A 23,728-nucleotide genomic window follows, 5' to 3' on the forward strand; every position below is an offset into this window, starting at 1 on the left:
GCGCCGACGGCCTGCATCTGCTGCCCAACATCAATCCCGCGTTCAACTGGGTGCGCCTGGCCCAGCGTATTCCCGTGCGCATCGCGATCGACCAGGTGCCCAAGGATCTGCGGCTGATCGCCGGGCGAACCGCCACCGCGACGATCCTCGCGTCCGCCGCAGACAGCCCCGCCACGACAACGGCCGCGCTGGCGCGATGAAGGACTCAGCAGCAGCGTCAGCACTATGCATCCTGGCTTGCATCGCCGGCTGCAAGACCGCAGGTCCGGACTACCGCATACCCGATCAGGCGCAGGCCCAATCGGCCCGCGCCCAGGCCGGCTTCATCGACACCGGCCTCAACCAGGCCACGACGGATCAGGCCGATCTTCCGGACGATTGGTGGACGCTCTACCACGATGACCGACTGAACGATCTGATCCGCCAGGCCCTGGCAGCCAACGCCGGGCTGCGTTCCGCTGAGGCGCATCTGCGAAAGGCAGTGGCGGTCTACGACGAGGCGCTGCACACCGGCGGGCTCCGCTTCGATGCCAGCGCCGACGTCGCGCGCGCGCAGATTTCCGGTGAATCGTTTCTGTTGACCGAGAAATTGCCGGTCGCCAATATCGGTAGTGCCGGCATCAATGCGTCCTACCAGACGGATCTGTTCGGCAAGCTCAAGCGCGGCGCAGAAGCTGCACAGGACGACGCGCAGGCGATACAGGCCGCGCGCGATCTCGCGCGCATCACAGTCGCCGCCCAGGTCGCACGCAGCTACCTGGAAATCTGCCACGGCAATCGTGCACTCGAAATCACCAAGCGATCGATCGATGTGCAGCAGCGCAGCGCCGACGTGGCCCGACGGCTGCTCGGCGCAGGCCGTGGCAGCCGCATCGATCTCGCGCGTGCCAACGCGCAGGCGGAACTGCTGCGCGCCGGTCTGCCAAGCCTGAAGTCGCGTCAAAGCGCCGCGCGGTACGAACTCGCCGCATTGCTAGCACACGCTCCGGGCGATCTTCCCGAAGCGGTCACACGATGCACGCAGGCGCCTACGCTGGAGCAGCCGATTCCGGTCGGCAACGGCATGGCACTGCTGCAGCGACGCCCCGATATCAGGCAAGCCGAGCGCGAACTGGCGGCAGCAACGGCCCGCATTGGTGTCGCCGTCGCCAGCCTGTATCCCGACGTGCAGATCGGCGCCAGCCTCGGCAGTGTCGGCGTGTTCGAGGATCTGGGCTCCTCGCCGACCCGTCAGTGGTCGATCGGACCAATGCTGACGTGGACCATCCCCGCTAGCGGCGCACGCGCGCGCATCGCTGCTACCGAGGCCGGAGCCGATGTGGCGCTCGCCGGGTTCGACGCAGTGGTATTGAATGCTCTCAGGGGAACGCAGACGGCGCTGAGCAACTACGCGCAGCAACTCGATCGCCAGTCGACGCTGCAGCGCGCGCAATCGCAGGCGCAGCTGGCCAGTGATCAGGCTGCCGCACTGTATCGCGGCGGGCGAACGCCCTACCTGTCCAGCCTGGATGCGGAGCGCACGCTTGCTGAGGCACGGGCCACGGCCGCCGAGGCCGATACGCAGGTTTCGATCAACCAGATTGATCTGTTCCTGGCGCTCGGTGGCGGCTGGCGCAGCGACTGATCGCTGCGTGCAGCCACCGGGCCAGATCAGGCGACGGAAATACCGCCGTTGATGCTGATCACCTGGCCGGTGATCAATCTGGCCAGTGGCGACGACAGGAACACGATGGTGTTGGCCAAGTCTTCCGGCTCGGTCAGCCCCAGATGCGCTTTCGCCGTGATCTTGTCGAAAATCTTCTTGCTGAATTCACCGGCCATAGCACGATCGTAGGAGCCCGTGTTGACAATGAGCGAGGGCGTGATCACGTTGACGCGTACGCCATCACGCTTGGCTTCCAGCGCCAGGGTCTTGGAAAACATCACGATGGCCGCCATCGCGCCGCCGAGCACGGTTTCACCGGGCGTGGGCACTCGGGCGGCATCCGATGCAATGTTCACGATCGAGCCACGCTTCTGCCTGCGCATGACCGGCAGCACGGCACCGCTCATGACCAGTGGACCGACCGCCTGCTCCATCAGTATCGTTGCGATCTTGTCGAGCGGCGTGTCCTGCAGTAGCACCGGCTGATAGCTTGCCACCACAGAGTTCACCAGGACGTCGATACGTCCCAGGCGCTGCTCGGCCTGCCGCGCAACCGCTTCGGCGGCGACCGGATCGCAGACGTCGGCCGCGATGAAGTGCGGCACAGAGCCCGGGCATTGTTCGCGAATCTGCGCCTGCGCGCTCTCGCCGCGTTCCACCTTGCGGCCCACGATCACCACATTTTTCGCACCGGCCCAGGCGAACGCGATCGCTGTCGCCAGGCCAACACCCGATGTCCCACCGGCAATGACGACACCGGCATCGGTGAAGTCGAGTCCCGTCGCCACGGTCAGCGGGCCGGTCGTGTGTTCCGCCACAGAATTACTCATGATGCATATCCCTGGTTCAAATTGTTAGGAAGCGCTGCTTGGTATTTGCAAAGATTTTTTGAAACGAGCCAACACGGCGCGATACCCGTCAACGACATCGGATGAGTCGCGGGCAAGATGAACGCAAGGGTGTCTTAGCCCGGCTTGGTCAGTCCGAGACTCGCGCGGCCCGAGCTTCGAATGGGCATGCCGCGCAGTGAACCGTTCTTCTCATCGTCCAGATCGCCCGAACAGGTCGCACAGGTCGGCATGAACCGGTTGGCCGGCACGAATGCCGACTCCACTTCACGCTCAACCTTTTCGAGCATCGACAGGTCGCCCTGGGTCGCACGCGCACCGGTGGTATCCAGTGCGAGCAACGCGGCGCCCAATGCGCCCGTGATCTGCGGATCGGGCGGAACCTGCAACGGCCGGTCGAGTGCCTTGGCCAGGAAGTGAACCGCAGCCCTGTTGTTGGCAACGCCACCGGTCATCACGATCGGCTCGCGCACGCCCACCAGCGCCACCAGACCCAGCACCCGATGTGCAACGGCGCGATGCACCGATGCCGCGATGTCCTCGCGACTCGCGCCTTCGGCCAGCAGGGAAATGATCTCGGTCTCGGCAAACGTCGCACACAGACTGCTGACTTCAAGATCCCGGGTTCCCTTCATGGCCAGATCGCCGATCTGGCTCATCTCGCATTCGAGCGCGCGTGCCAGCACTTCGTAGAACCGACCGGTTCCGCTGGCACAACGATCGTTCATCGCGAAATCGTCGACCAGACCGCGATCATCGACCGCTATGACCTTGCTGTCCTGCCCGCCGATATCGATGACCAGGCGCACGCCGGGACATATGGCGGAAACGCCGCGCGCGTGGCAGGTGATCTCGGTGAAGGTGCGACCCACGCCGGGCACCAGCCGCCGGCCGTAGCCCGTACCGATGGTGTACGCGATATCCGGCATCGAAAGCCCTGCGGCCTCCAGCGCGCCCTCGACCGATCGGCGCAGGCCTTCGCGGCTGACGGCGCCCATCTGCACGATCCGGGCGGCGACGACGCTGCCGCCGCCATCCAGGATGACGGTCTTCGCCGTCGTGGATCCGAGGTCTACGCCCATGAAATATTGGCTCACCCATCGCCTCCGGTCAGTGCAGTGGAAGCCGTCATCAAGCGATCGCGAGCTGGCCCCGGGCGCGACGCACGTCGATCGACTCGAGCATGGCTTCGAGACGGCTTTCCAGCAGTTCGCCCTTGTAGAACGACTCGTCGGCGATATCGCCTTCGAAGAACATCGACGGAATGCCCAGTACCTCGTGCGCCGACTTGGCCAGCAGCCGTTGCGGGCTGGAGAACGCGCGGCAGGTGCGCGTCGAGTGGAACACGATGCCATCGATGCCGTAGTCCACGCAGTCGCGATTCGTCAGGTACTTGAGCGTCTGCACGCCATGATTCGACGGGCACAGCAGATAATGCTGAGCCATGCCGCGGATCGGATCGTCGGTGTTGATCAGATGCGGCTCCTGCCAGAACGCGTTGTGGGTGTAGCGCCCGCAGACCACGGCGACATCGTGTTCGGCAAACTTGCGCGCCAGAACACCGACCTTGTTCCAGTTCATGATGCCGTCGAAGTAAAGCCGATACCGCTCGCTCTTGATCGCCGGGATGCGCTGGTCCACGCGCATGGCGATTTCGTCGCGGACAGCCGTGAAGTAGTCGACCAGGGCCTGACTCGCGGGCAGGAAGTTGATGTGCGCGATGGTGGCGATCCAGTCCCAGTACGTGGCAGGCGTCGGCGCGACGGCCTTGCACATGGCCATGGCCTCGCGCCGCAGCTCGGATGCGCGCTTGATGTAGGTCATGTTCTGCCGCAGCGCATCCCAATCGAAGGGACGTCCGGTCATGGACTCAATGAACTCGACCAACTTGTACAGCTGGGCGGACACATAGTCCGACGCGTCCTCCCACTCTTGCCCGCGCAAGTAGCCGGCGTCGGGTTTGTTGCCCCAGAGAAACGGCAGTGACACGTTGAAGATAGGCACCTCCTTGCCGAAGACGCGGTACGTGATCTCATCCCACTGCTGGCCGGTACTGCAACCTGCATAAGCATTGACGAAGAAGTCCGGGGCCGGAAGCCGGCTCGCCAGTTCTTTCTGGTCGATCAGGCCGACAACGCCGGACTGCGCCTGCTCCTGTGCATTCTTTGCCAGCACTGCGCAGCCGAGATGCGTACGCGCATAGGAGCAGAGCTCGTCGACGTAGCCGTATTCCTTGCCTGCAAGCTGCGCGGGCTTCTCCAGCTTCTGTGCAGCCAGACGAGCGGAAAACGCCTCGCCGTGTGCCCACTCGAGCCCGGCCGCCTGGAAGAACGGGTTAACGGCCGAGCCGTTGTACCAAACAACCTGGGAGCCACGCTCTCGCGCCGTGAAGATGTTCTCCCAGTATGCGGAGATCATGCCGCGACCGGCGTCGGTTGATGCCAACCGAGTTGTCTTGTTCGCAACAGCGTTTTCAATGCTCATGGTGTTGACTCCTTGAGTGACGTCGGCCTACACAGCCGGCTTCGATGGACTTAGGCGGCTGAGGGTTCCTTGCGGCGAATGCGTTCGAGCATGGCCTCGATCCGGGTCCGGATCGTTTCGACAGGAATGCCTTCGTGCTCGGTTTCGATCAGCACATGCGGTATTCCCCGAGCGTTGAGCGCCTTTCTCAATTCCGGGTAATACAACATGTGGGGCTCACAGAACTTGGCCATCAGCACGACCAGACCCTCAGCCCCGCTCTCGGCCACCAGATTCAACAGATAGCGATCCCAATCGACATCGTGCTGCACACGGGTCGGACAGGGCGCGGCGACGTTGCGGTCGAGATACCAGTCGGCCAGCGCCTCGATCGGCGCCTTGCTCTCGCCGATGTCGGTGGAAATATAACGAGTTCCATGGAACAGATCGTCGTCGACGATGATGGCGCCGCAGTCCTCGATCAGTTCCAGCAGTTCCGTCTTCGGCGCATGGCAGAAGTGGCCGGAAATATGTAGCTTGATAAGGCCGGCTCCGGACGGTCTGGCCGCAGCCGTCTCAAGCACCTGGCGCAGCAGCGCCGAGTGCTCCTGCTTATCCATGACCATGCTCGACTTCACAAAAGCCTGGAGCTCGCTCGGCTTGAACGTAACATCACCAGCACGCCGGGCATCGAATATCTGACGCAACAGCCGCCGGTTCTCGTTGAACAGCTGAATACTGTTCTGCAGGTCACTCTCGTGAATCATCCTTCCGGTGAAGTTCTCGATCTCCCTGACGAAGGACATCATCTTCTTCAGGATCTGCTCGCGGCTCCAGGGATCGCCCATCGACGAAATCAGCTGCCCGAAGTACATCGGAACCTCGGGTGACTCGTCGCGAATGATGTCGGAGGCACCCAACAGCTGGATGCAGTGATCGGCGAGCATGAAGCCGTCGTAGAGGCCCAGTTCTTTCTTCGCCGCCTGATCGGCGACGCTACGCGTATAGCCGCAGTGAAACTCGGTAAGACGGTTGTTTCCAATCGTGATCGGCGTGCGCTTCTGTTGAATGACCACCGGCAGCGCACCCGCGGCATGCGCGATCTCGGCGGGAAAATTCATCGGCATAAGACCGACAACCTTTCGATTTTTATCACGCTTCCATTGCGCGATATATTCGTCCGGATTCTCCGCGACCCCCGCCAATTCGGCGATGGCGTCTCTGGATTGCTTCGTCATTAAGGCACCCGCAGTTGGTATTTAACGATACAGATATTAAAGGCCTTATTCTTGATGATTGACGAATACTTCTGTTCCACTTTCACAATATTAGTATACTACTATACTAATAGTATAGCCACTGCATTTCAGTTCCGAACTCAGGTGCAATCGAGTTCACCGATCGATATCGGGAACCGCCTCTATTCGAGGCGGCCCCAGCGAACTCAGCCGTCAGAATGCGGCCTGAACAGTGAATCCCAACCGATCTGCGCTGCCCTTGTTGTCCGTCTGCGCATCGTTCCTGACTTCGCCGCGGACATATTCGACGCCGAACGCGAGCCGCTTCACGGGCTCCCAGATGGTGTTCAAGAACAATGCATCAACCCGGTTGGCAACGGTCTCGGGCACTGCACTGCGGGGCAGATCCTCTTCGATGGTTCCGAAAGTCAGATTCGATCGGACCGTAGAGGTCCAACGACGCTGGTAACCGAGACTCGCACCCCAGATCTTGACCGACTCCAACTGGTTGTCGACGATCGCGGCGGATGTCGGGATCGGCGTTCCAAGGACATAGCGGCCCATGCCGCGGCCACCATTGAGATTGAACTGAATGGAGTCCTTACCGAACGTATAGATCTTGCCCGCTATGCCGGCGCCGCCCGCAAACACATGATCGGTTCCGACGAAACCATTGATGGCCGCCTGCCCGCGATTGTCGATACTCAAGCGACGGCCCAAGGCGCTCATGGCGATGCGCCCCCAACTCGGGGCATAGGCGTAGCGCAAGGTGAGATCGGGCAGCGCATCCACGCTGGTGGTAGGCACCGGACCAACGGAAGCATTGAACCCAACCACTGTCATGCCGTAGAGATCGGTTTCGGGATTTTCGATCGCAACCGAGAATTCGTTCGAGTCCCACTTATTGGTGTATCGAAGCTGCGGTTGCCGGATTCCCTGGAGCATGCCATGGCCACCCTGAAAATCGACGGTCTCCGGATAAGTTCCGAGGTCGACGAAGTTCGTCCATGTCTGACCCGCCAGCCAGGATGAGCCGACGGTGGAAGACCCGATGGTGACGTAGGCATGCCGCATCCGCACAGTGGAGGAATTGGTGACCAGTTCGTTTCCACCCTGGCCCATGAAATCGACCTCTAGAAAGGTTCCCACATCACCGATGCTCGATGGCGTCAGCGTCTGCAGATTGAAGCGACTGCGCCGCGCCGTCATGCTGAGCTGATCGTTGCGCTTGCTCTGCGGATTGTCGCCGAACACGATGCTCATCGGCTGCGCCACCGCACCGCCCATGCCGCCGCCGGAATAATCCTGGACGATATCCAGTGCGGCGAATCCGCCGATCTTCAGCGACGTTTCGGTTCCCGGAACTTTGAAAAAGCCTGGCACCGGATCCTTGATGGCCTCTCCGCCGACATTCGGACGCTCGGCCTTGCTCACGTCGCCTGCTACCTTCGCCGGAGCCGCGTCTTTCGGCGCGGCCGCCTGGCTCTGCTCAAGGGCTCTTATCTTTTCATCCGTCCTTGCCTTGTCGGCTTCCAGTGTCTTGATTCTCGTCATGAGTTCCTGCACCGCCTGGCGCATCTGCACATCGCTTTGGTCCGCGCTTTGCGCAAGCGCATCGCCGCAGAAGATCGATATCGCGACTGAAAACAACCATGCCTTGACATACCGCATCTTCTCTTTCCCGCCCTCTTTCGCACAATTCTTCATATTTCCTCCAGTCACTATTAAAGACTCGGTTGATCGCTTTCTGATTTTTTGGGTCCGCCTGACGTCCGTTCCGGCAATGCACAAGGTGATCTGATTCGGTTCCTGATCAGGCCGCGATCCATGCGGAAAACTGCTTGTGAGAACGCGTGATACCGGCGCGAAAGACAAGCGGGCCCCGGGGCCTCAAAAAGAGGCCACCTTTTCTCCGCTACCGATAAGCGTCGCTTCCTCGATGCACGGAAGACAGCTGGCAGCTATCGCCGCGAAGCGACACCCGCAACCATCTTCCCAATGACGACTCCGGCACTCTGTTCGGTGCCTCTAATGACTTGCCGATTACTTGCCGACTGCTTCGCAATGTCAGCGGTTTGACCGCGACTCACCGCCTGCCATCAGCGATGCATGGCGACTGCATCGCCTGCCGAGAGGCTCTGCACCGCTACCGCATCAAGCAGCCTCGATGACGGTCTTGAAGTGAAACTCGCCCAGCCTGTCTCGCAGATGGCCAATGAGCATTTCCTTGTCGGCCGCATCGTGCAGTTGTACGAAAGCCACCGGACTCGTGCCGGATTCGGCGATCGCTACATCGAATCGACAGAGGTCTCGACAGGCTTCTTCGGCCACCGACGTCACCACGCGGCGCATCGCGTCGATCCGAAGCACCGGCTTGGAAACCTTGCCGACGGCAGTCAGCGGCATGGCATCGATGAAGATGATTTCCTTGGGCACCGCAGCCCGCTCATGCATGTGTTCGCGGCAGAAGCGAATCAACTCTTCAGGCGTCACCTCGCCGCCCGGCCTGATCACGACATAAGCCACCGGGATTTCGCCGACCATCGCGTCAGGGCGGCCGACTGCCGCAGCGACCTGCACATCTTCGTGCTCGCCCAGCACCTCCTCGATCACGCTAGGGTCGATGTTGTGCCCACCGCGAATGATCAGGTCCTTCGTTCTTCCTGAAACCCAGACATAGCCATTTCCGTCAACACAGCCACGGTCGCCGGTATTCCCCCAACGGGCCCCGTCCGGCATGCCGCCGACGAAGAACTCGGCATCCAGTCTGGAGTCGGCGTAACCCAGCATCAGGGAAGGCCCGCCGATAACCAGGGTGCCGGTTTCTCCCACCGCGCATTCGTGCACGAAGTGGTTCGCTGCATCGACTTCGATCGCCTTGGTCTGGTAGTGCGGAAGGCTGTATCCGACCGAACCGATCAGCGGCTCGAAGCCCGTGTCAGGATGGCCCGTGGTCGTGCCGTGCAATTCCGTCATGCCCCAGTTTTCACGCAGCCAGATGCCGTATCGCTTGTGAAATTTTCTGACGAGCTCCTGTGGGACCGTGCTGCCGCCACAATGAAAGTCGGTGATGCAATGGCGGGCCGAATGAGCATCGGGAGCAGCGAAGATCGCGGCGGCGGTCGTCGGAGTGGCCAACAGCGACGTCACCCGAAAACGGTCGGCAATAGTCCAGAAATTCTTGACGACCTCTGGATCCCGATAGCCCTGCGATGTCAGCGTCAGCAAGGTTTGACCGAAAATCATCGAGCGCAGGCCCAGGGAAATGGTGCCGCCGCAGTGGAAGTTCGGCATGCCGTGGGCCACGACATCGGAGTGACGCGCGCCCATCAACGCACCGACGTTCCAGGCGATGACCAGCTGCCCCCAATGCGACATGCGCACGAGCTTCGGCGTGCCTGTGGTGCCGCCTGTGGGCATATACATGGCTTCGTCGTGAGCTTGCGTTGACGGCTTGAACGTCAATTCGCTCGGATACTGACTCACCGTTTTCATGAAGTCGTTGCCGGAGTCCGGTGCATCCACTAGCAGCACCTGCTTCAGGGATGGCACCGAACGAAGAATCTCGTCGAGTTTGTCCCACGCTCCATCGCCATAGCGGCTTGTGGTCGTGACCAACACGGTCGCTTTCACCGCATTGAGGATAGAAATCACATAGCCGACGCTGAGAAAGGGATTGATCGGCACGGCAACACCCGCCGTTGCTGCCGCCCACAACGCGATTAAGCCTTCGGGCAACATCGGAAGGATGATCGCCGTCACCGACAGTGATCCGCCCGACATGCTATTGAGCAGATTGGCGGTCTGATTGATCAGCGTCATCAACTCCCGGTAGCGAATCTCACGCGGCGCTCCGGTCAAGTCAGCCGATTCCAGCCAGATCATCGCGGCCTTCTCAGGTGCGCCCAACGCCGCGGAGCGGATGCACTCGTAAATGGTCTTACCGGGGAGAAGGCTTTCGTACGAATACCGGCCAATCACCTCGACATCGCCCACCGAGCGCAGATGCGCGCGCGCGATCCCTCCGCTATTCGGCTGGGCGCCGGCTATCCAAACCGATTCAGGATGATCCGTTTGAAAACCGGCGAGTTGTATTTTTAGATTGGGACGCATGAAACACCTCAGATCTTTTCTTTCCGCAACTATTGAAAAATCTGCAGCGAGCGAACTGCCGCACTCCGGCCGTTGTTGATCCGTAGCACCCGGCTACGCGGACTCCGATGCCAGCGAAGCCGCATACGGCTTCTTCCGCAGCATGGGGGCAATCGGTGCGAGCTTGTAGGCGCTGGCGGCGCCCACTAAGCACAGCACGAAGCAGATCGAGACCGTCGCCCACACGCCGAACTGGGTATTTTCCAGACTAACGGCCACGACGGGCGCAAAGCCCGCTACCAGCGAGGCCATTTGCATGCCGAAGGAGCCGGCCGTATACCGCACATTCGGCGGCAGGCTTTCGACGATGAAGGCCGGGAACACACCATTGATAACCGCGTGTCCGAAGCCGGCGACTGCCAGCAGGGACGCAAAGATTAGAGCGGGCGTGCCGTTTTGGAGCGTCGCAAAATACAGGAACAGCATCAGACCTTCCGCGATCAGTCCACCGACGATCAGTCGCGTGCGGCCAATGCGGTCTGACAGTGCCCCCCAAACCGGATTCATGATCACGACCAGCAGCGTCGCAACCGTGATCACCCACAACATCGACGTACGATCCAGACCGACCGTGCGGACGGCGTAACTCAAGCTATAAACCGTGAGGATGTACCAGATGGACATCATGCCGGCCATGACACTGACGACCGCCAGAATGGTCGACCAATGCTCGCGAAATGCCATGAAGATCGGATTTTTTTTCTTGTCCGCCTCGCTTGCATTCTTGAAGTCCGGCGTCTCGTCAAGGCCATACCGCACCAGCACACCCACAAATACCATCACCGCACTGAAGAGGAACGGAAGGCGCCAGCCCCAGGCAATGAACGATTCGTCCGGCATCAGCGTCACGAGGGCGAACACTGTGGTGGCAACCACCGTACCGGCCTGAGCCCCCGCCGTAGAGAAGCTTCCAAAGAAGCCTCGGCGGTGTGCAGGAGCATGCTCCACGGAGATCAGCACCGCACCGCCCAATTCTCCGCCAACAGCCAGCCCCTGGATAACACGTAGAATCACGAGCAGTACCGGTGCGAGCCTCCCGATCGTGTCATAGGTTGGAAGCAGGCCGATCAGAACCGTGGCAGTTCCCATCATCGTGATCGTCATCATCAACGCCGCGCGGCGACCCCGCTTGTCACCGATATAACCGAACAGCAGGCCACCGAGCGGGCGCGCCAGATAACCAGTGGCGAACGTAGCGAACGACATGATCAGGGCGATATGCGGATCGACTTCCCTGAAAAATACCTTTCCGAAAACCAGCGCCGCCGCGCTGCCGTAGACGACCAGATCGTAATACTCGATCACCGAACCCAGAAATGCCGCAAGTGCCGCGCGCCTTGGGCTGGAGGCGGCGCTCGCCGCCTCGATGTTTTGTCCCGCTTGAGTTGTCATGGTTCTTCTCCTCCGGACCGCACTTAAAATATTTTTGTATAGCGCATCGGAACCGTTCCGCTTCAGCGCCTCACCGACAATAGTGGGCTGCGAGATCAAATCTAATCTCCCGCACGCCGATCAACTGCACTCAGTTCTGCCAACCACCAGTACGACGCGTGAACTCTCGACACCTGCAGGCAACCACCATTAAGCGGTGATTCCCCGTGGGCGCAATGGTCAAGCTTTCACGTTTCCACCCGACAAGGCATCCGATGCCAGACGGCACGCCGTTCGACAGACACGCCGCGCAGCCTTGCAATCCATCGCCTCAACTTTTAGTATCGTACTATACTATTATTAGATGTCAACGCCTTGAGGTCGCGTCTTTACGGTCAATTGCAAAGCTGAATTCCCGCCCACATTCCCGCGCTTCATTTGTGATCAAATCCGCTTACTGGCCGGTCTTTAGGGTTTCCTTTCGGCAAGCATTGAAGCTTGCGCGCCCCCATCACACAGGCTTCCGTCCGAAATTTATATCGTAGCGTACTGTATTAAATAGAGAGGACCGGCCGATGATGCCGTTGCCACGGCCGCATGGCCATTCAAAATGCCGCATAGCCCGAAGCCTGTCCGACGACAGAAAATCATGCCCTTTGCCATTACTCTTTTGAGATTCGCCTCATGAGCGATCGATACACCCGGAGCCTGGCGCCGATGATGCGCAATACCGACTCGACCGCGTCGGACGACACACCCCACACAAGTGACGATGAATCGCGCGACGCCGTGCGTCTTGGCTTTCTGATTCACGATGTGGCACGCATGCGCCGGGCGGCCTATGACCAGCTGGTGAAACCCCTGAACTCCACGCGATCACGCTCGTGGGTCATGGCTCATCTGTCACGCTATGACGGCATGACACAGGTGGACTTTGCCAATCTGCTGAATGCAGGTCGATCGAGCGTCGGCGCGGTGCTGAAGCAACTGGAAGTTGACGGCTTGGTGGAACGTCGGAGTGACCCGGCGGATAAGCGGGTCAGACGGATTTACCTGAGCCACCGAGGCCGCGCATTCATCGAAAAGCTGAACCAGCAGGAAGGCGCATTCAATCGCTACAGCCTGATGGCTTTGAGTGCCACCGAAAGAAACGAGTTGGCAAGGCTGCTAACGCTGATAAAAAAGACTCTGCAGCCTGGCGGTTACGCGGTGCCGTAAAGGCAGATATGCAAAGGAATCCTCCTTTCTCAGCCGCCGAACTGCGGCGCGCGGCGTTCCTTGAATGCGGCAAGAGCCTCCGGCATGTCGTTACCGCGGGTCGCCAAGGCCTGGCCGCGATTCTCCAGCTCAAGTGCCGAACGCAGTGACAAACCGTCGAGATTGGCCTGCAGCGCGCTCTTGCTTAGCTGGACACCAAACGGAGAATTTACACAGATCTGCTCCGCGACGTTGAAACACTCAGGCAGCAGTTCCGCAGTGGGCACCACCCGATTCAACAGCCCCAGCCGGGCAGCCTCTTCGGCTTCGACAAAGCGCCCGGTAAACATCAATTCGGCGGCGATTCCCGGCCCGACGATACGCGGCAGATGCCAGGATGCGCCGAGATCGCCCGCCGTCAAGCCGATCCGCACGAAAGCCGCGTTAAAGCGCGTGATCGGAACGCCGAATCTCATGTCCGCTGCCAGGGCCAGACTAAGACCACCGCCACTCGCCGCACCATTGACTGCCGCAATTACCGGCTGGGGAATCGATCGGACCGCCTCCAATGCCCGAGCCGCTTTGCTTTGGAGCGTATACATGCCACGGGCGCCCAAGCGCGAGAGCGCGTCGGCATCGTCTAGGTCGTAGCCGGCGCAAAATGCCCTGCCCGCCCCGGTCAGAATCACGACTCTAGTATCCGCCGCACCCCTGAGCCGGTCAGCCAGATTTTGCAGCTCATCGAACATCGCCTCCGTCATTGCGTTGAGGCGTTCTGGGCGATCGAGCGTCACGAGCATCACGCCAGCTTTTGGTTGATCGATCTTGAATGTCGAGTAGTTCACGGCCCGCTCCAGGGATTGTCCGCCGCGGATGGTAAGTAGCAGCGTCCAGCAGCATCGTATACTACGATACCTTATACCAGAATGCCACGAAGCCCTTTCTGGGGCCATGGACTTTCTATAGTGCGCTGGTAGAGCATGCATGATCATGCAAAGCTGCTCCATGGGCGAAATTCTGAAACGCCTACGATTCAAATATAGTATTGTTCTATACGATATATTTTTGCCGATCAGGAAGCGCGCAGCCGCTTTTCGCGCTGACAGAACTAGCAACTAGGGAGTGAGGAGAGACCATGACGCTTTACAGCAAGACCGCGCTCGCGGGCAAACGCATCTTGATCACTGGTGGCGGCACCGGCCTCGGCAAGGCCACAGCCTTGCACCTTGCGGGCTTTGGCGCCGAGGTCCATCTGTGGGGCCGTCGCCTCGAAGTCCTGCAACAGGCCGCTGATGAGATCAACGCTCAGGATGGCGGCCGAGCCCACATCCAAGCTGTCGACATCCGCAAAGCCGATCTGGTCGACGCCGCTGTCGAAGAAATCTGGACTCGTCACGGTCCGTTAACGGGGCTGATTAACAATGCGGCAGCAAACTTTATCGCGCCGACCAAGGATCTAAGTCCGCGCGGGTTCGAGGCGATCACCACAACGGTGATGAACGGCGCGTTCTATACCACGTTGGCCTGCGGCAAGCGCTGGATCGACCAAGGCCTGAAAGGCTCGATCGTATCTACGCTGGTGACCTGGATCTGGACCGGCTCCGCGTTCGTCTGCCCGTCAGCGATGGCCAAGGCCGCAGTCAATGCAATGACGATGTCGCTGGCTGTGGAATGGGGCCGCTACGGCATCCGCATCAACGCGGTGGCGCCGGGCCCCTTCCCCACCGAATATGCGTGGCAGATGCTTAACCCGACCGCCGATAGCTCGGTGGGCGCGACGCAGGCCACCGACGTACCGCTGGGCCGCTTCGGCCAGATGCACGAACTCGGCAATCTGATGGTGCTGCTGCAGAGTGACGGCTGCGACTACATCACCGGCGAGACCATCTGCATCGACGGTGGTCACCATCTTGCCGCGCCATCGACATTCGCTGGACTCACCAAGATGAGCGACGACGACTGGAAGAAAGCCAGAGAAGCCTCGCAGGCGGCCAGCAATACAGCAAAGGCGCAGCGCAGCGTCTGAATGTTGATGCCTATGGTTGATCTATTTTTCGGTGCTTTCGGTGTCTTCGGTGGTTCCGCTGGTCTCGCTCGGGTGCCCGTGCTTGTCGGTCTGAGGCAGAGCCTCGCTAGCGCGGGTCGTCGCGAGCCCGAGCCCATCGCCGCCAGTGACGGCTTGTTCGATAACGGAGCGGCCTGCACCGAATGCGCGCGGCTGCTCGGGTCGCGGGGCCGTACTTCACAGCCTCTGCGTATCGCGCCGCCACGCACGATCCTTGAACCGGCAAAGTCGTGGCGAACTGCGACCCACATCCACCCAGGCCCGCAACCGCCATTAAATCCATAAGTGGCAAGCATTAAGTGAACGCCGGCCGCTCGCTGCGACGCAGCATTTCCGCGGTGGTTTCCCAGGCATGTATCCGTTTGAATCAAACACTGGGCCGTGGCACGGAGTCTGTGTAACGTCTCCGTCGTTTCAAGCTTAATCACTCGAATCGCCGTGTTTACACGGCTCGTCAGGGAGATCCATATGAAGCAAGAAAAATCCAGGGCGCGCCTGCGCCTGAAACCCGTAGCCGCCGCGCTCGGCCTGCTGTGCGCGGCACCACTGGCACATGCCGCGCCGGCGACCAGTTCATGGGCATCCACCAACACCGCGGCATTCACCGACGTGCTCAGCAATGCCGTGTCGCGCGGCGCGCTGAAAAACGGCGACGCCCTTCATGTCAGCTTGAGCCTGGCGCTACGCGATCGCGCCGGCCTCGACTCCTTCCTGGCCGAACAGATGCGCGCCGGCAGCCCGGCGTTTGGCCAGACCATGACGCGCGACCAGTTCGTCGCCCACTACGCGCCGACGGCGGCGCAGGTGCAGGCGGTTTCGGCGTATCTGACGAAGATGGGCTTCATCAACGTGACGGTCGATGCCAACCGCCAGTTGGTCAGTGCCGACGGCACCGCGGCAATCGTCAGCAGCGCTTTCAACACGCGCATGGAAGGCTTCAGCGTCGGCGAGCGCGTCGCCTACGCCAATACACTGCCGGCCAGGGTGCCGAGCGAACTTGGCGGTATCGTGCTGTCGGTGCTGGGCCTGCAGAACCTGGTACAGGCCCACACGATGACCAAGCAGGCCGACCTCAGCCCTGCGGCAGCTCAGCCCAACGCCGCGGTCGCGACCGGCCATGTGCCGACCGAATTCCCTGCACTCTATGGCGTGCAGAGCACCAAGGACGCCTCCAACGCCAAGGTCGCGATCGTGGCCAGCGGCGACATCACCCAGTCGATCACCGACCTGCGCAGCTTCGAAACCCAGAACGGCCTGGTGCAGATTCCGGTGACGACGATCAACGTCGGCCCGCTCGGCACCGACACCAGCGGCGTGCCCGAATGGGATCTGGACAGCCAGGACATCCAGGGCATGGCCGGCAACGTCAAGAAGCTGGTGTTCTACGTGATCACTTCGCTGGCCAATAGCGATCTGACTGCAGGATTCAACCAGATCGTCACCGACAATAGCGTCAAGATCATCAACGTCTCGCTCGGCGAATGCGAAACCGGCGCCAAGCTCGACGGCTCGATGGCTGCCGACGACCAGCTGTTCGCACAGGCGGTGGCACAGGGCCAGGTGTTCTCGATCTCCACCGGCGATTCGGGTTCCGACGAGTGCGGCAGGAAGCGCAACGGCCAGAGCTTTCCGGCGGTTTCGCCGTATGTGGTCGCGCTCGGCGGCACCACGCTTTACACCGATGCCGGCGCCTACTCCAGCGAGAAGGCCTGGTCCGGCGGCGGCGGCGGCCCGAGCATCTACGAGCCCAAGCCGAGCTGGCAGGCCGGTGTCGGCGACGCCAGCTTCCGCAGCGTGCCCGACGTCGCGCTGGACGCCAACCCGAGTTCGGGCGCGATCATCGTCGTCAACGGCGGCTCCGCGCAGTACGGCGGCACCAGTCTGTCGGCGCCGCTGTTCTGCGGCATCTACGCGCGCCTGCTGAGCGGCCTCGGTAGCAGCCTGCCGTTCCCGAACCCGACGATCTACGCCAGTGCGCCGTCCAACAGCACCTACAAGTTCCTGCGTGACGTGACCAGCGGCTCGAACGGCGACTGGACCGCGACCACCGGCTGGGATTACACGACCGGTTGGGGCTCGTTGCGCATCGCCAACTATTACGCGCTGGTGAAGTCGACGCTGCCCAGCACCGCCACGGCCGACTGAGAGGCTGTGATTCCGCGGCATTGAAACCAAGCCGTCGCGGCGCGAGCCGCGGCGGCTTTTTTCGTTTGCGCCGCGGCTACACGCCGGTACTTATTTCCGATACTGCGCAACCGCCGATCCGATTAGCATGCGCCGTCCTCGCCGATTTCCCAGTCAATGAAAACGATCTACACCGCCTTGCTGGCGGCGCTGGCCTGGCTCGCGCCGGCACAGGCCGCGACCCTGCAGCCGCAGGATTTCGCCGCGATTGCGGACGTGACCGGGCCGCGGCTTTCGCCCAGCGGCGAGCAGGTCATCTACACCGTCGGCAGCACCGATCTGGCGAAGGACAAGAGCGTCACGCATCTGTGGATCGCGAGCTGGAACGGCAAGGATAATCACCAGCTGACATTCGGCGATCGCGGCGAGAGCAACCCGGCGTTCAGCCCGGACGGAACGCAGCTTGCCTTCATCGCCAACCGCGGAAAATCCGACGATCCCTCGCAGGTCTGGATCATGGATCTGCGCGGCGGCGAAGCACACCAGGCTTCGCATTGCGAAGGCGATATTTCCGACTTCGACTGGTCGCCCGACGGCCGCCGGCTGGTGCTCGTCGTCGCCGACCCCGATCCGGCCGACAAAGATCAGAAGCCCGGGGACAACAAGCCGGACTCGGGCACCGCCCGCAGCAAAAATGACGAAGACGATGATGACGATGCGGCCGATCCGCCGATCGTCATCATGCGCTACCAGTTCAAGCAGGATATCGAGGGCTACCTCGGCGCGCAGCACACGCATCTGGCGCTGCTGACGCTGGGCAGCGGCGAGCTCGCCGCGCTCACTGCCGGCGACTACGACGATCTGCTGCCGGCCTGGTCGCCGGACGGCAAGAACATCGCCTTCGTCAGCAAGCGCGGCGTCGATCCCGATCGCAACGACAATTGGGATGTGTACGTCGTCGAGGCAAAAGTCGGTGGCCAGCAGCGCCAGCTGACCACGTCGCCGGAATCCGACCTGCTGCCGGATTGGGAAACGCATCCGGCCTGGAGCCCGGACAGCCGGCGCATCGCCTACCTGCACGGCAGCGATCCGAAACTGATCGAATACGGCACGCATGGCCTCGCGGTGATCGACGCTGCCGGCGGCAAGCCGCAGCTGCTGACGCCTAACCTGGATCGCAATGTGTCGGCGGTGCACTGGATCGACCAGGGCCGCGCGATCGCGGCGATCGTCGAGCAGGACCGGCAATCGCAGCTGGTGAGCATCGATGCGCGCAGCGGCAAGCTGACGGCGATCAGCGGCGATGGCGGCACCGTCGGCCAAACCATTGGCGACTTCGACGCGCTGCCTTCGGGCCGGATCGCGATGCTCGCGAGCACACCGGCCACGCCGTTCGAGGTCTACGCGTTGGATCACGGTAAGCGGCGCCCGCTGTCGCGGCAGACCGAGGATTTTCTGGCCGGCGTGCAGCTCGGCCGCGTCGAAGCCATCAGCTCGCGCAGCGCCGACGGCAACGAGGTACATGGCTTCGTCACCTATCCGCCGGACTACGTTGCCGGCAAGGCCTACCCGGCGTTGTTGCTGCTGCACGGCGGCCCCGCTTCGCAGTTCGATGCCGCTTTCGGTTTCGACTGGCAGCTGTTCGCCGCCAACGGCTATGTCGTGATCACGGTCAACCCGCGCGGCTCGACCGGCCGCGGCACCGGCTACGCCAGCGCGATCTACGCCGACTGGGGCAACAAGGACGTCAGCGACGTGCTCGGCGCCGTCGATGCGATGGTCAGGCGCGGCATCGCCGACCCGGCGCGGCTGGTCGTCGGCGGCTGGAGCTACGGCGGCATGCTGACCAACTACACCATCGCCAGCGACACGCGCTTCAAGGCGGCCGTCAGCGGCGCCTCGATCAGCAACATCCTCGCCGGCTACGGCACCGATCAGTACATCCGCGATTACGACTACGAACTTGGCAAGCCCTGGGAACATCCGGACGTGTGGATGCGCATCTCGTATCCGTTCCTGCATGCGGACCGGATCAAGACGCCGACGCTGTTCATGGGCGGCTCGGAGGACTACAACGTGCCGGTGCAGAACGTGCAGCAGATGTACCAGGCCCTGCAGAGCCTGCACGTCCCGACCGAGTTGGTGATCTACCCGGGCCAGCATCACGGCCTGGATCAGCCGAGTTATCTGCTCGACCGCTGGCAGCGCTGGCTGGGCTGGTACCACGAGCATCTGCCGGGCTGAATGTCGCTTCAGTCGTAGGTCGGCAATCCCTTGCCGACCTGAGGCCCCGGTTGCGCATCGACCGTACACTGCTGAACTGAAACGGCCTCATCAAACGGTACCGGCAATGGAAGAATGGGTAAGCCGCGCCCTCGCACGCTGGCCGAACGTGCCGGCGCTGTTCGGCTGGCTGCAGCTCGACCGTCGCGGCCGCTGGCTGATCCAGCACGAGCTGATCAGCCGGCCGCAGATCATCGACACGATCGGGCTCAACTACGCGGCGGACGAGCAGGGCCGCTGGTATTTCCAGAACGGGCCGCAGCGCGGCTACGTGGCGCTTGAGACCGCGCCGCTGGTGCTGCGCGTCGCTGGCGACGGCGCGACGCTGGCGACGCACAACGGGCTGCTCGTCGAGCGCCCGGGCGCGGCGTATCTCGACGAGGAGGGCTCGCTGCTGCTGGCCACCGAGCATGGCCCGGCGGCGCTGGACTCCGCGGATCTGGAATGGCTGCTGGAGCGGCTCGACGGGGCAAGCGACGCAAGCCTTGAAGCGGCGCTGGCCTTGCCCAGCGGCAGCAGCACGCCGCTGCGGCTGCGATGGAAAGACCGCTGGTTGACGATAGCGCGGCTCGACATCGCCGACGCGCCGGCCAGGCTCGGCTTCGTGCGCGATCCGCAGCCGGACGTGTATGACCTGTAGGTTGGGGTGAGCGCAGCGAACCCCAACATTTGTTCTGCGCCGATGTTGGGGTTCGCTGCGCTTACCCCAACCTACGGATCTTCTCCGGCCCGGCAGTTCGCGGCTTCGTGCTGCGGATAATCCAGCAACAGCCGCCGGGTCACGCCATTACTCCAGCCGAAGCCGTCCTGCAGCGGATATTCGCCGCCGCAGGCGCCACCCGGATGTCCATCCTCGATCACGTATTTCTCGACCAGCTTGCGCTCGCTGCGGTACAGCCGCGCGACCGTCGCCAGCCAGCGCCCGGCGATGTCGCGTGCAAGATCGAGATTCCCGCAACACCGGAATCCTTCGATCGCCAGCCACTGCAGCGGCGCCCAGCCGTTGGGCCGGTCCCATTGCTCGTCGGTCTCGGTTTCGGTGGTGCGGATGCCGCCATCGGCCAGCAGGCGGGCGCGGATCGTCGCGGCCAGCGCATCGGCCTGCGCCGCATCGGCGATGCCGACGAACAGCGGCGCGACGCTGGCCGCAGTCAGCGGCGCGCGGATGCGGTCGAGCTGCCAGTCGTAGTCGAAGAACGCCTGCTCGCGCGGATTCCACATCAGGCGGTGGATCGCGCGTTTGCGCGCCTCGGCGCGTGCGCCGAAATCGTGTGCGGTTGCCGCATCACCGGCCTGCTCGGCCAGCGTCGCGATCGTCGATTCCAGGCGATGCAGAAAGCTGTTCAGATCGACCGGCAGGATCGCAGTCGTGCGCGTCGATGCCAGGCCGCCTTCACTGCCGAACCAGCGCGAAGAGAAATCCCAGCCCGACTCGGCCGCCGCGCGCAAATCGCGATACACGTCGTGTGATTTGCGCTCCGCTGTGCGCGCGGTGCTGACGTCCTCGCGATACGATTCCTCGCGCGGCGAGTCGCGATCGTCCCAGTAACGGTTGAGCAGCGTGCCGTCGCTCAGGCACACCAGGTGGCGATGATCCTCGCCAGGCCGCAGTTCCTGCTCGCCCTCCATCCAGTGCGCATGCTCGCGGCGCAGCACCGGCAGATAGCGCGTCATGCAACCCGGCTCCAGCGTCGCCAGCAACTCGACCATGAACACGAACATCGGCGGCTGCGAGCGGCTCAGGTAATAGCTGCGATTGCCATTGGGCACGTGGCCGTAGGTGTCGATCAGGTAGGCGAAGTTGTCGACCATGCCGCGCAGCAGATCGTGCCGGCCGCTGGCGGTAAGGCCGAGCATCGTGAAGTAGGAATCCCAGTAGTAGATCTCGGTAAAACGCCCGCCCGGTACCACGTAGGCCTGCGGCAGCGGCAGCAGTGAGGACTGCCGCGGATGCTCGCGCGGCACACGCCTGAGCACGTCCCAGAGGCCGTCGATGTGCTGGGCCAGGCTTTGAGCCGGGTCGGAGACGTAGCGTTCGTCGCTGAGCGTGTCGATATCGAAATGCTCGTGCACGAACGTGGCGAGATCGAAGCCGGGCTGGTGGCATTGCTCGCGATACCGATCGAGCAGCACACGCGGATCGCTGCGCGGCACCGCGTCGGCGAAAGTCTTGCTGTCGTCGAACACGCGGTGCATCTGCACGTCGATGAACAGCTCGTGATAACGATCGGCCGGGGTCAGCGTGTCGGCGAACGCGACGCTCTGGGTGGCGGAACCGGTTTCGGGAGGAGAAAGCATCGGGGTCCTGTCTGGGAGCGGTATTAGACGCCGTAGGTCGGCAATCCCTTGCCGACGTGTACCTTCGAATGTGCAATCGCTGCCTCACGTCGGCAAGGGATTGCCGACCTACGCGGGCAGCAGCCGGGTCGGCGCGGCACCGATCGGCATCGCCGGCAGGAATCTGCATTTGCCGCCCCCTGTCGAGCTCGATACTGTAGCGCCCACCGTATATCGATCAGCAACACACCGATATGGCCTGCGTGACCCAGCGCGAGTTGGCCGAGACGCGCATCGACGCCCCAGCCGCGCTGCTGGCGAAGGACGGATGAGCATCGCGATCGGCATCGTCGTCGGCCTGATGCTGGGCCTCACCGGCGCTGGCGGCTCGGTGTTCGCGGTGCCGCTGCTGATGCTCGGCATGCATTGGACCCTGCCCCAGGCCGCGCCGGTGGCGCTGATCGCGGTCTGCGCGGCGGCCGCGTTCGGCACCGTCGCCGCCTGGGATGTGAGCTACGTGCGCTATCGCGCGGCCATGCTGATGTCGCTGGTCGGCCTGGTCACGGCGCCGCTTGGCCTGCTCGCCGCCGCCGCGCTGCCCGGCGCGGCCCTGACGACACTGTTCGCCGCCGTGCTGGTCATCGTGGCGCTCAGGATGATGCTCCAGGCGCGCCGCCACCCGGAAGAAGCCCAGGTGGTTCGCGCCACCGTCGCCGGCGACGGTACGCCCTCGGGCGGGCCGCTCTGCCGGATCAAACCGGGCACCGGCCGGCTGTTGTGGACGCGGACCTGCACGCTGACCATTGCCGCGATTGGCGCCCTCACCGGCTTCCTGTCCGGCCTGCTCGGCGTCGGCGGCGGCTTTGTGATCGTGCCCTCGCTGCGCGCCAGCTCCGAGCTGTCGGTGCACTCGGCGGTCGCGACCTCGCTGATGGCGATCGCGCTGACCAGCGCCGGCACCGTGCTGGTCTCGCTGCTGCTCGGCCGGACTATGCTGTGGGCGGCGGCCGTGCCGTTCGTGATCGGCGCACTGGCGGGCATGTTCGCCGGGCGCCGCATCGCGCCGCGCATCGCCGGGCCGCTGCTGCAGCAGGGCTTCGCCGCGATGATGCTCGGCGCCGCCGGCGTGCTGATGATGAAGTCGCTGTAGTAGAAGCAGTGCAGGAGAGACCGGTGATCTTCAGGCAATTCTTCGACGCCGCTACCGGCAGCTACACCTACCTGATCGCCTCGGGCGCGGGCCGCGAGGCGCTGATCGTCGACCCGGTCAAGGAGCAGGTCCCGCAATACCTGATGGCGATCGAGCAGCTCGGCCTGAAGCTGCTGCGCGCGCTCGACACGCATACGCACGCCGATCACATCACCGGCCTGGGCGATCTGCGCGAGGCCACCGCCTGCGTGACGATGATGGGCGAATTCACCAAGGCCGAATGTGTGTCGCAGAGCTTCCACGACGCCGAGATGATCGACATCGAAGGCATCCGCCTGCAGGCCCGCTATACGCCGGGCCATACCAACGAATCCTTCAGCCTGGTGCTCGACCCGGCGCGGCCGCGCGCGGTGATGACCGGCGACGTGCTGCTGATCCGCGGCACCGGCCGCACCGATTTTCAGAGCGGCGACGCCGGCCGGTCCTGGGACTCGATCCACGATGTGCTGTTCGCGCTGCCCGACGAGGTCATCGTCTATCCGGCGCACGACTACAAGGGCTGGAGCGCGTCGTCGATCGGCGAGGAGCGCCGCCACAATCCGCGGCTGGCGGGCAAGACCCGCGAGCAGTACATCGAGCTGATGAATGCGCTGAAACTGCCGAACCCGAAGCTGATGGACATCGCGGTGCCGGCGAACCTGGCCTGCGGCAAGGTGTACTAGCGCCTATCGCCGTAGGTCGGCAATCCTTTGCCGACGCGAGGCGATGATCACGCATCCAGGGTAGCTCCGTGTTCCTTGCGGACCTGCTCACGGACCATGAACCCCTGCGTAGGCTGGGATGGAGCGAAGCGGAATCCCAGCACGGCGGCCCGAATCCAGCGCTGGGTTTCCGCTTCGCTGCAACCCAGCCTAC

Annotated in this window: 17 protein-coding genes and 1 pseudogene; 9 read left to right on the plus strand and 9 right to left on the minus strand. The window is 62.7% G+C overall.

Annotated elements, in window-relative coordinates; translation table 11 throughout:
• Together JWQ90_RS21050 and JWQ90_RS21055 are read left to right on the plus strand one after the other, a co-directional pair.
• Window positions 1-200: pseudogene (locus JWQ90_RS21050) on the plus strand (efflux transporter periplasmic adaptor subunit); the annotation flags it as partial.
• Complete coding sequence (locus JWQ90_RS21055; protein ID WP_299696959.1) at window positions 197-1,624, plus strand: efflux transporter outer membrane subunit; 1,428 nt, start codon at window positions 197-199, stop codon at window positions 1,622-1,624. The pseudogene JWQ90_RS21050 and the gene JWQ90_RS21055, both read left to right, overlap by 4 nt.
• A gap of 26 nt (window positions 1,625-1,650) precedes the next feature.
• On the opposite strand, the gene JWQ90_RS21060 is transcribed toward JWQ90_RS21055, so the two are convergent.
• From JWQ90_RS21060 to JWQ90_RS21090, 7 genes are all read right to left on the minus strand, one after another.
• A complete protein-coding gene (locus JWQ90_RS21060; protein ID WP_299696960.1) occupies window positions 1,651-2,475 on the minus strand; it encodes an SDR family oxidoreductase in 825 nt (274 codons plus the stop codon).
• 134 nt (window positions 2,476-2,609) lie between these two features.
• Complete coding sequence (locus JWQ90_RS21065) at window positions 2,610-3,590, minus strand: acyl-CoA dehydratase activase (RefSeq protein ID WP_299696961.1); 981 nt, start codon at window positions 3,588-3,590, stop codon at window positions 2,610-2,612.
• Between the two features lie 34 nt (window positions 3,591-3,624).
• Window positions 3,625-4,977, minus strand: coding sequence for a 2-hydroxyacyl-CoA dehydratase subunit D (locus JWQ90_RS21070; protein WP_299696962.1), 1,353 nt, complete (start codon window positions 4,975-4,977; stop codon window positions 3,625-3,627).
• Between the two features lie 50 nt (window positions 4,978-5,027).
• A complete protein-coding gene (locus JWQ90_RS21075) occupies window positions 5,028-6,194 on the minus strand; it encodes a 2-hydroxyacyl-CoA dehydratase subunit D (RefSeq protein WP_299696963.1) in 1,167 nt (388 codons plus the stop codon).
• Between the two features lie 213 nt (window positions 6,195-6,407).
• Window positions 6,408-7,901 carry a DcaP family trimeric outer membrane transporter gene (locus JWQ90_RS21080; protein ID WP_299696964.1) on the minus strand — a complete coding sequence of 498 codons (1,494 nt, stop codon included), beginning with the start codon at window positions 7,899-7,901 and terminating at the stop codon, window positions 6,408-6,410.
• Window positions 7,902-8,348: 447 nt separating this feature from the next.
• The gene (locus tag JWQ90_RS21085) at window positions 8,349-10,307 is read right to left on the minus strand and encodes an AMP-binding protein (protein ID WP_299696965.1); all 1,959 of its coding nucleotides are present in this window, start codon (window positions 10,305-10,307) and stop codon (window positions 8,349-8,351) included.
• A 93-nt stretch (window positions 10,308-10,400) separates the two neighbouring features.
• Complete coding sequence (locus JWQ90_RS21090) at window positions 10,401-11,738, minus strand: MFS transporter (RefSeq protein ID WP_299696966.1); 1,338 nt, start codon at window positions 11,736-11,738, stop codon at window positions 10,401-10,403.
• Between the two features lie 663 nt (window positions 11,739-12,401).
• Between JWQ90_RS21090 and JWQ90_RS21095 the strand changes: the two genes are divergently transcribed.
• The gene (locus JWQ90_RS21095) at window positions 12,402-12,935 is read left to right on the plus strand and encodes a MarR family transcriptional regulator (protein ID WP_299696967.1); all 534 of its coding nucleotides are present in this window, start codon (window positions 12,402-12,404) and stop codon (window positions 12,933-12,935) included.
• A gap of 29 nt (window positions 12,936-12,964) precedes the next feature.
• On the opposite strand, the gene JWQ90_RS21100 is transcribed toward JWQ90_RS21095, so the two are convergent.
• Window positions 12,965-13,714 carry an enoyl-CoA hydratase-related protein gene (locus JWQ90_RS21100; protein WP_366919560.1) on the minus strand — a complete coding sequence of 250 codons (750 nt, stop codon included), beginning with the start codon at window positions 13,712-13,714 and terminating at the stop codon, window positions 12,965-12,967.
• A gap of 335 nt (window positions 13,715-14,049) precedes the next feature.
• Here JWQ90_RS21100 and JWQ90_RS21105 point away from each other — a divergent pair, with 335 nt between their 5' ends.
• The 4 genes from JWQ90_RS21105 to JWQ90_RS21120 all read left to right on the plus strand — a co-directional run bounded on the left by JWQ90_RS21105 (window position 14,050) and on the right by JWQ90_RS21120 (window position 20,026).
• A complete protein-coding gene (locus tag JWQ90_RS21105) occupies window positions 14,050-14,940 on the plus strand; it encodes an SDR family oxidoreductase (RefSeq protein ID WP_299696969.1) in 891 nt (296 codons plus the stop codon).
• 507 nt (window positions 14,941-15,447) lie between these two features.
• A complete protein-coding gene (locus JWQ90_RS21110) occupies window positions 15,448-17,124 on the plus strand; it encodes a S53 family peptidase (RefSeq protein ID WP_299696970.1) in 1,677 nt (558 codons plus the stop codon).
• 156 nt (window positions 17,125-17,280) lie between these two features.
• Window positions 17,281-19,347 carry a S9 family peptidase gene (locus JWQ90_RS21115; protein WP_299696971.1) on the plus strand — a complete coding sequence of 689 codons (2,067 nt, stop codon included), beginning with the start codon at window positions 17,281-17,283 and terminating at the stop codon, window positions 19,345-19,347.
• A 106-nt stretch (window positions 19,348-19,453) separates the two neighbouring features.
• Entirely contained in the window at window positions 19,454-20,026 is a 573-nt protein-coding gene (locus JWQ90_RS21120; protein ID WP_299696972.1) for a DUF2946 family protein, read from the plus strand.
• Window positions 20,027-20,097: 71 nt separating this feature from the next.
• Here JWQ90_RS21120 and treF read toward each other — a convergent pair whose 3' ends face one another.
• Window positions 20,098-21,684 (minus strand): alpha,alpha-trehalase TreF, encoded by a 1,587-nt coding sequence (gene treF, locus JWQ90_RS21125; protein WP_299696973.1) that lies wholly within the window; start codon window positions 21,682-21,684, stop codon window positions 20,098-20,100.
• A gap of 307 nt (window positions 21,685-21,991) precedes the next feature.
• Here treF and JWQ90_RS21130 point away from each other — a divergent pair, with 307 nt between their 5' ends.
• Together JWQ90_RS21130 and JWQ90_RS21135 are read left to right on the plus strand one after the other, a co-directional pair.
• The gene (locus JWQ90_RS21130; protein ID WP_299696974.1) at window positions 21,992-22,813 is read left to right on the plus strand and encodes a sulfite exporter TauE/SafE family protein; all 822 of its coding nucleotides are present in this window, start codon (window positions 21,992-21,994) and stop codon (window positions 22,811-22,813) included.
• 23 nt (window positions 22,814-22,836) lie between these two features.
• The gene (locus JWQ90_RS21135) at window positions 22,837-23,535 is read left to right on the plus strand and encodes an MBL fold metallo-hydrolase (protein ID WP_299696975.1); all 699 of its coding nucleotides are present in this window, start codon (window positions 22,837-22,839) and stop codon (window positions 23,533-23,535) included.
• Window positions 23,536-23,728: the final 193 nt, after the last annotated feature.

The organism is Hydrocarboniphaga sp., assembly GCF_028291725.1.
Lineage (GTDB): Bacteria > Pseudomonadota > Gammaproteobacteria > Nevskiales > Nevskiaceae > Hydrocarboniphaga.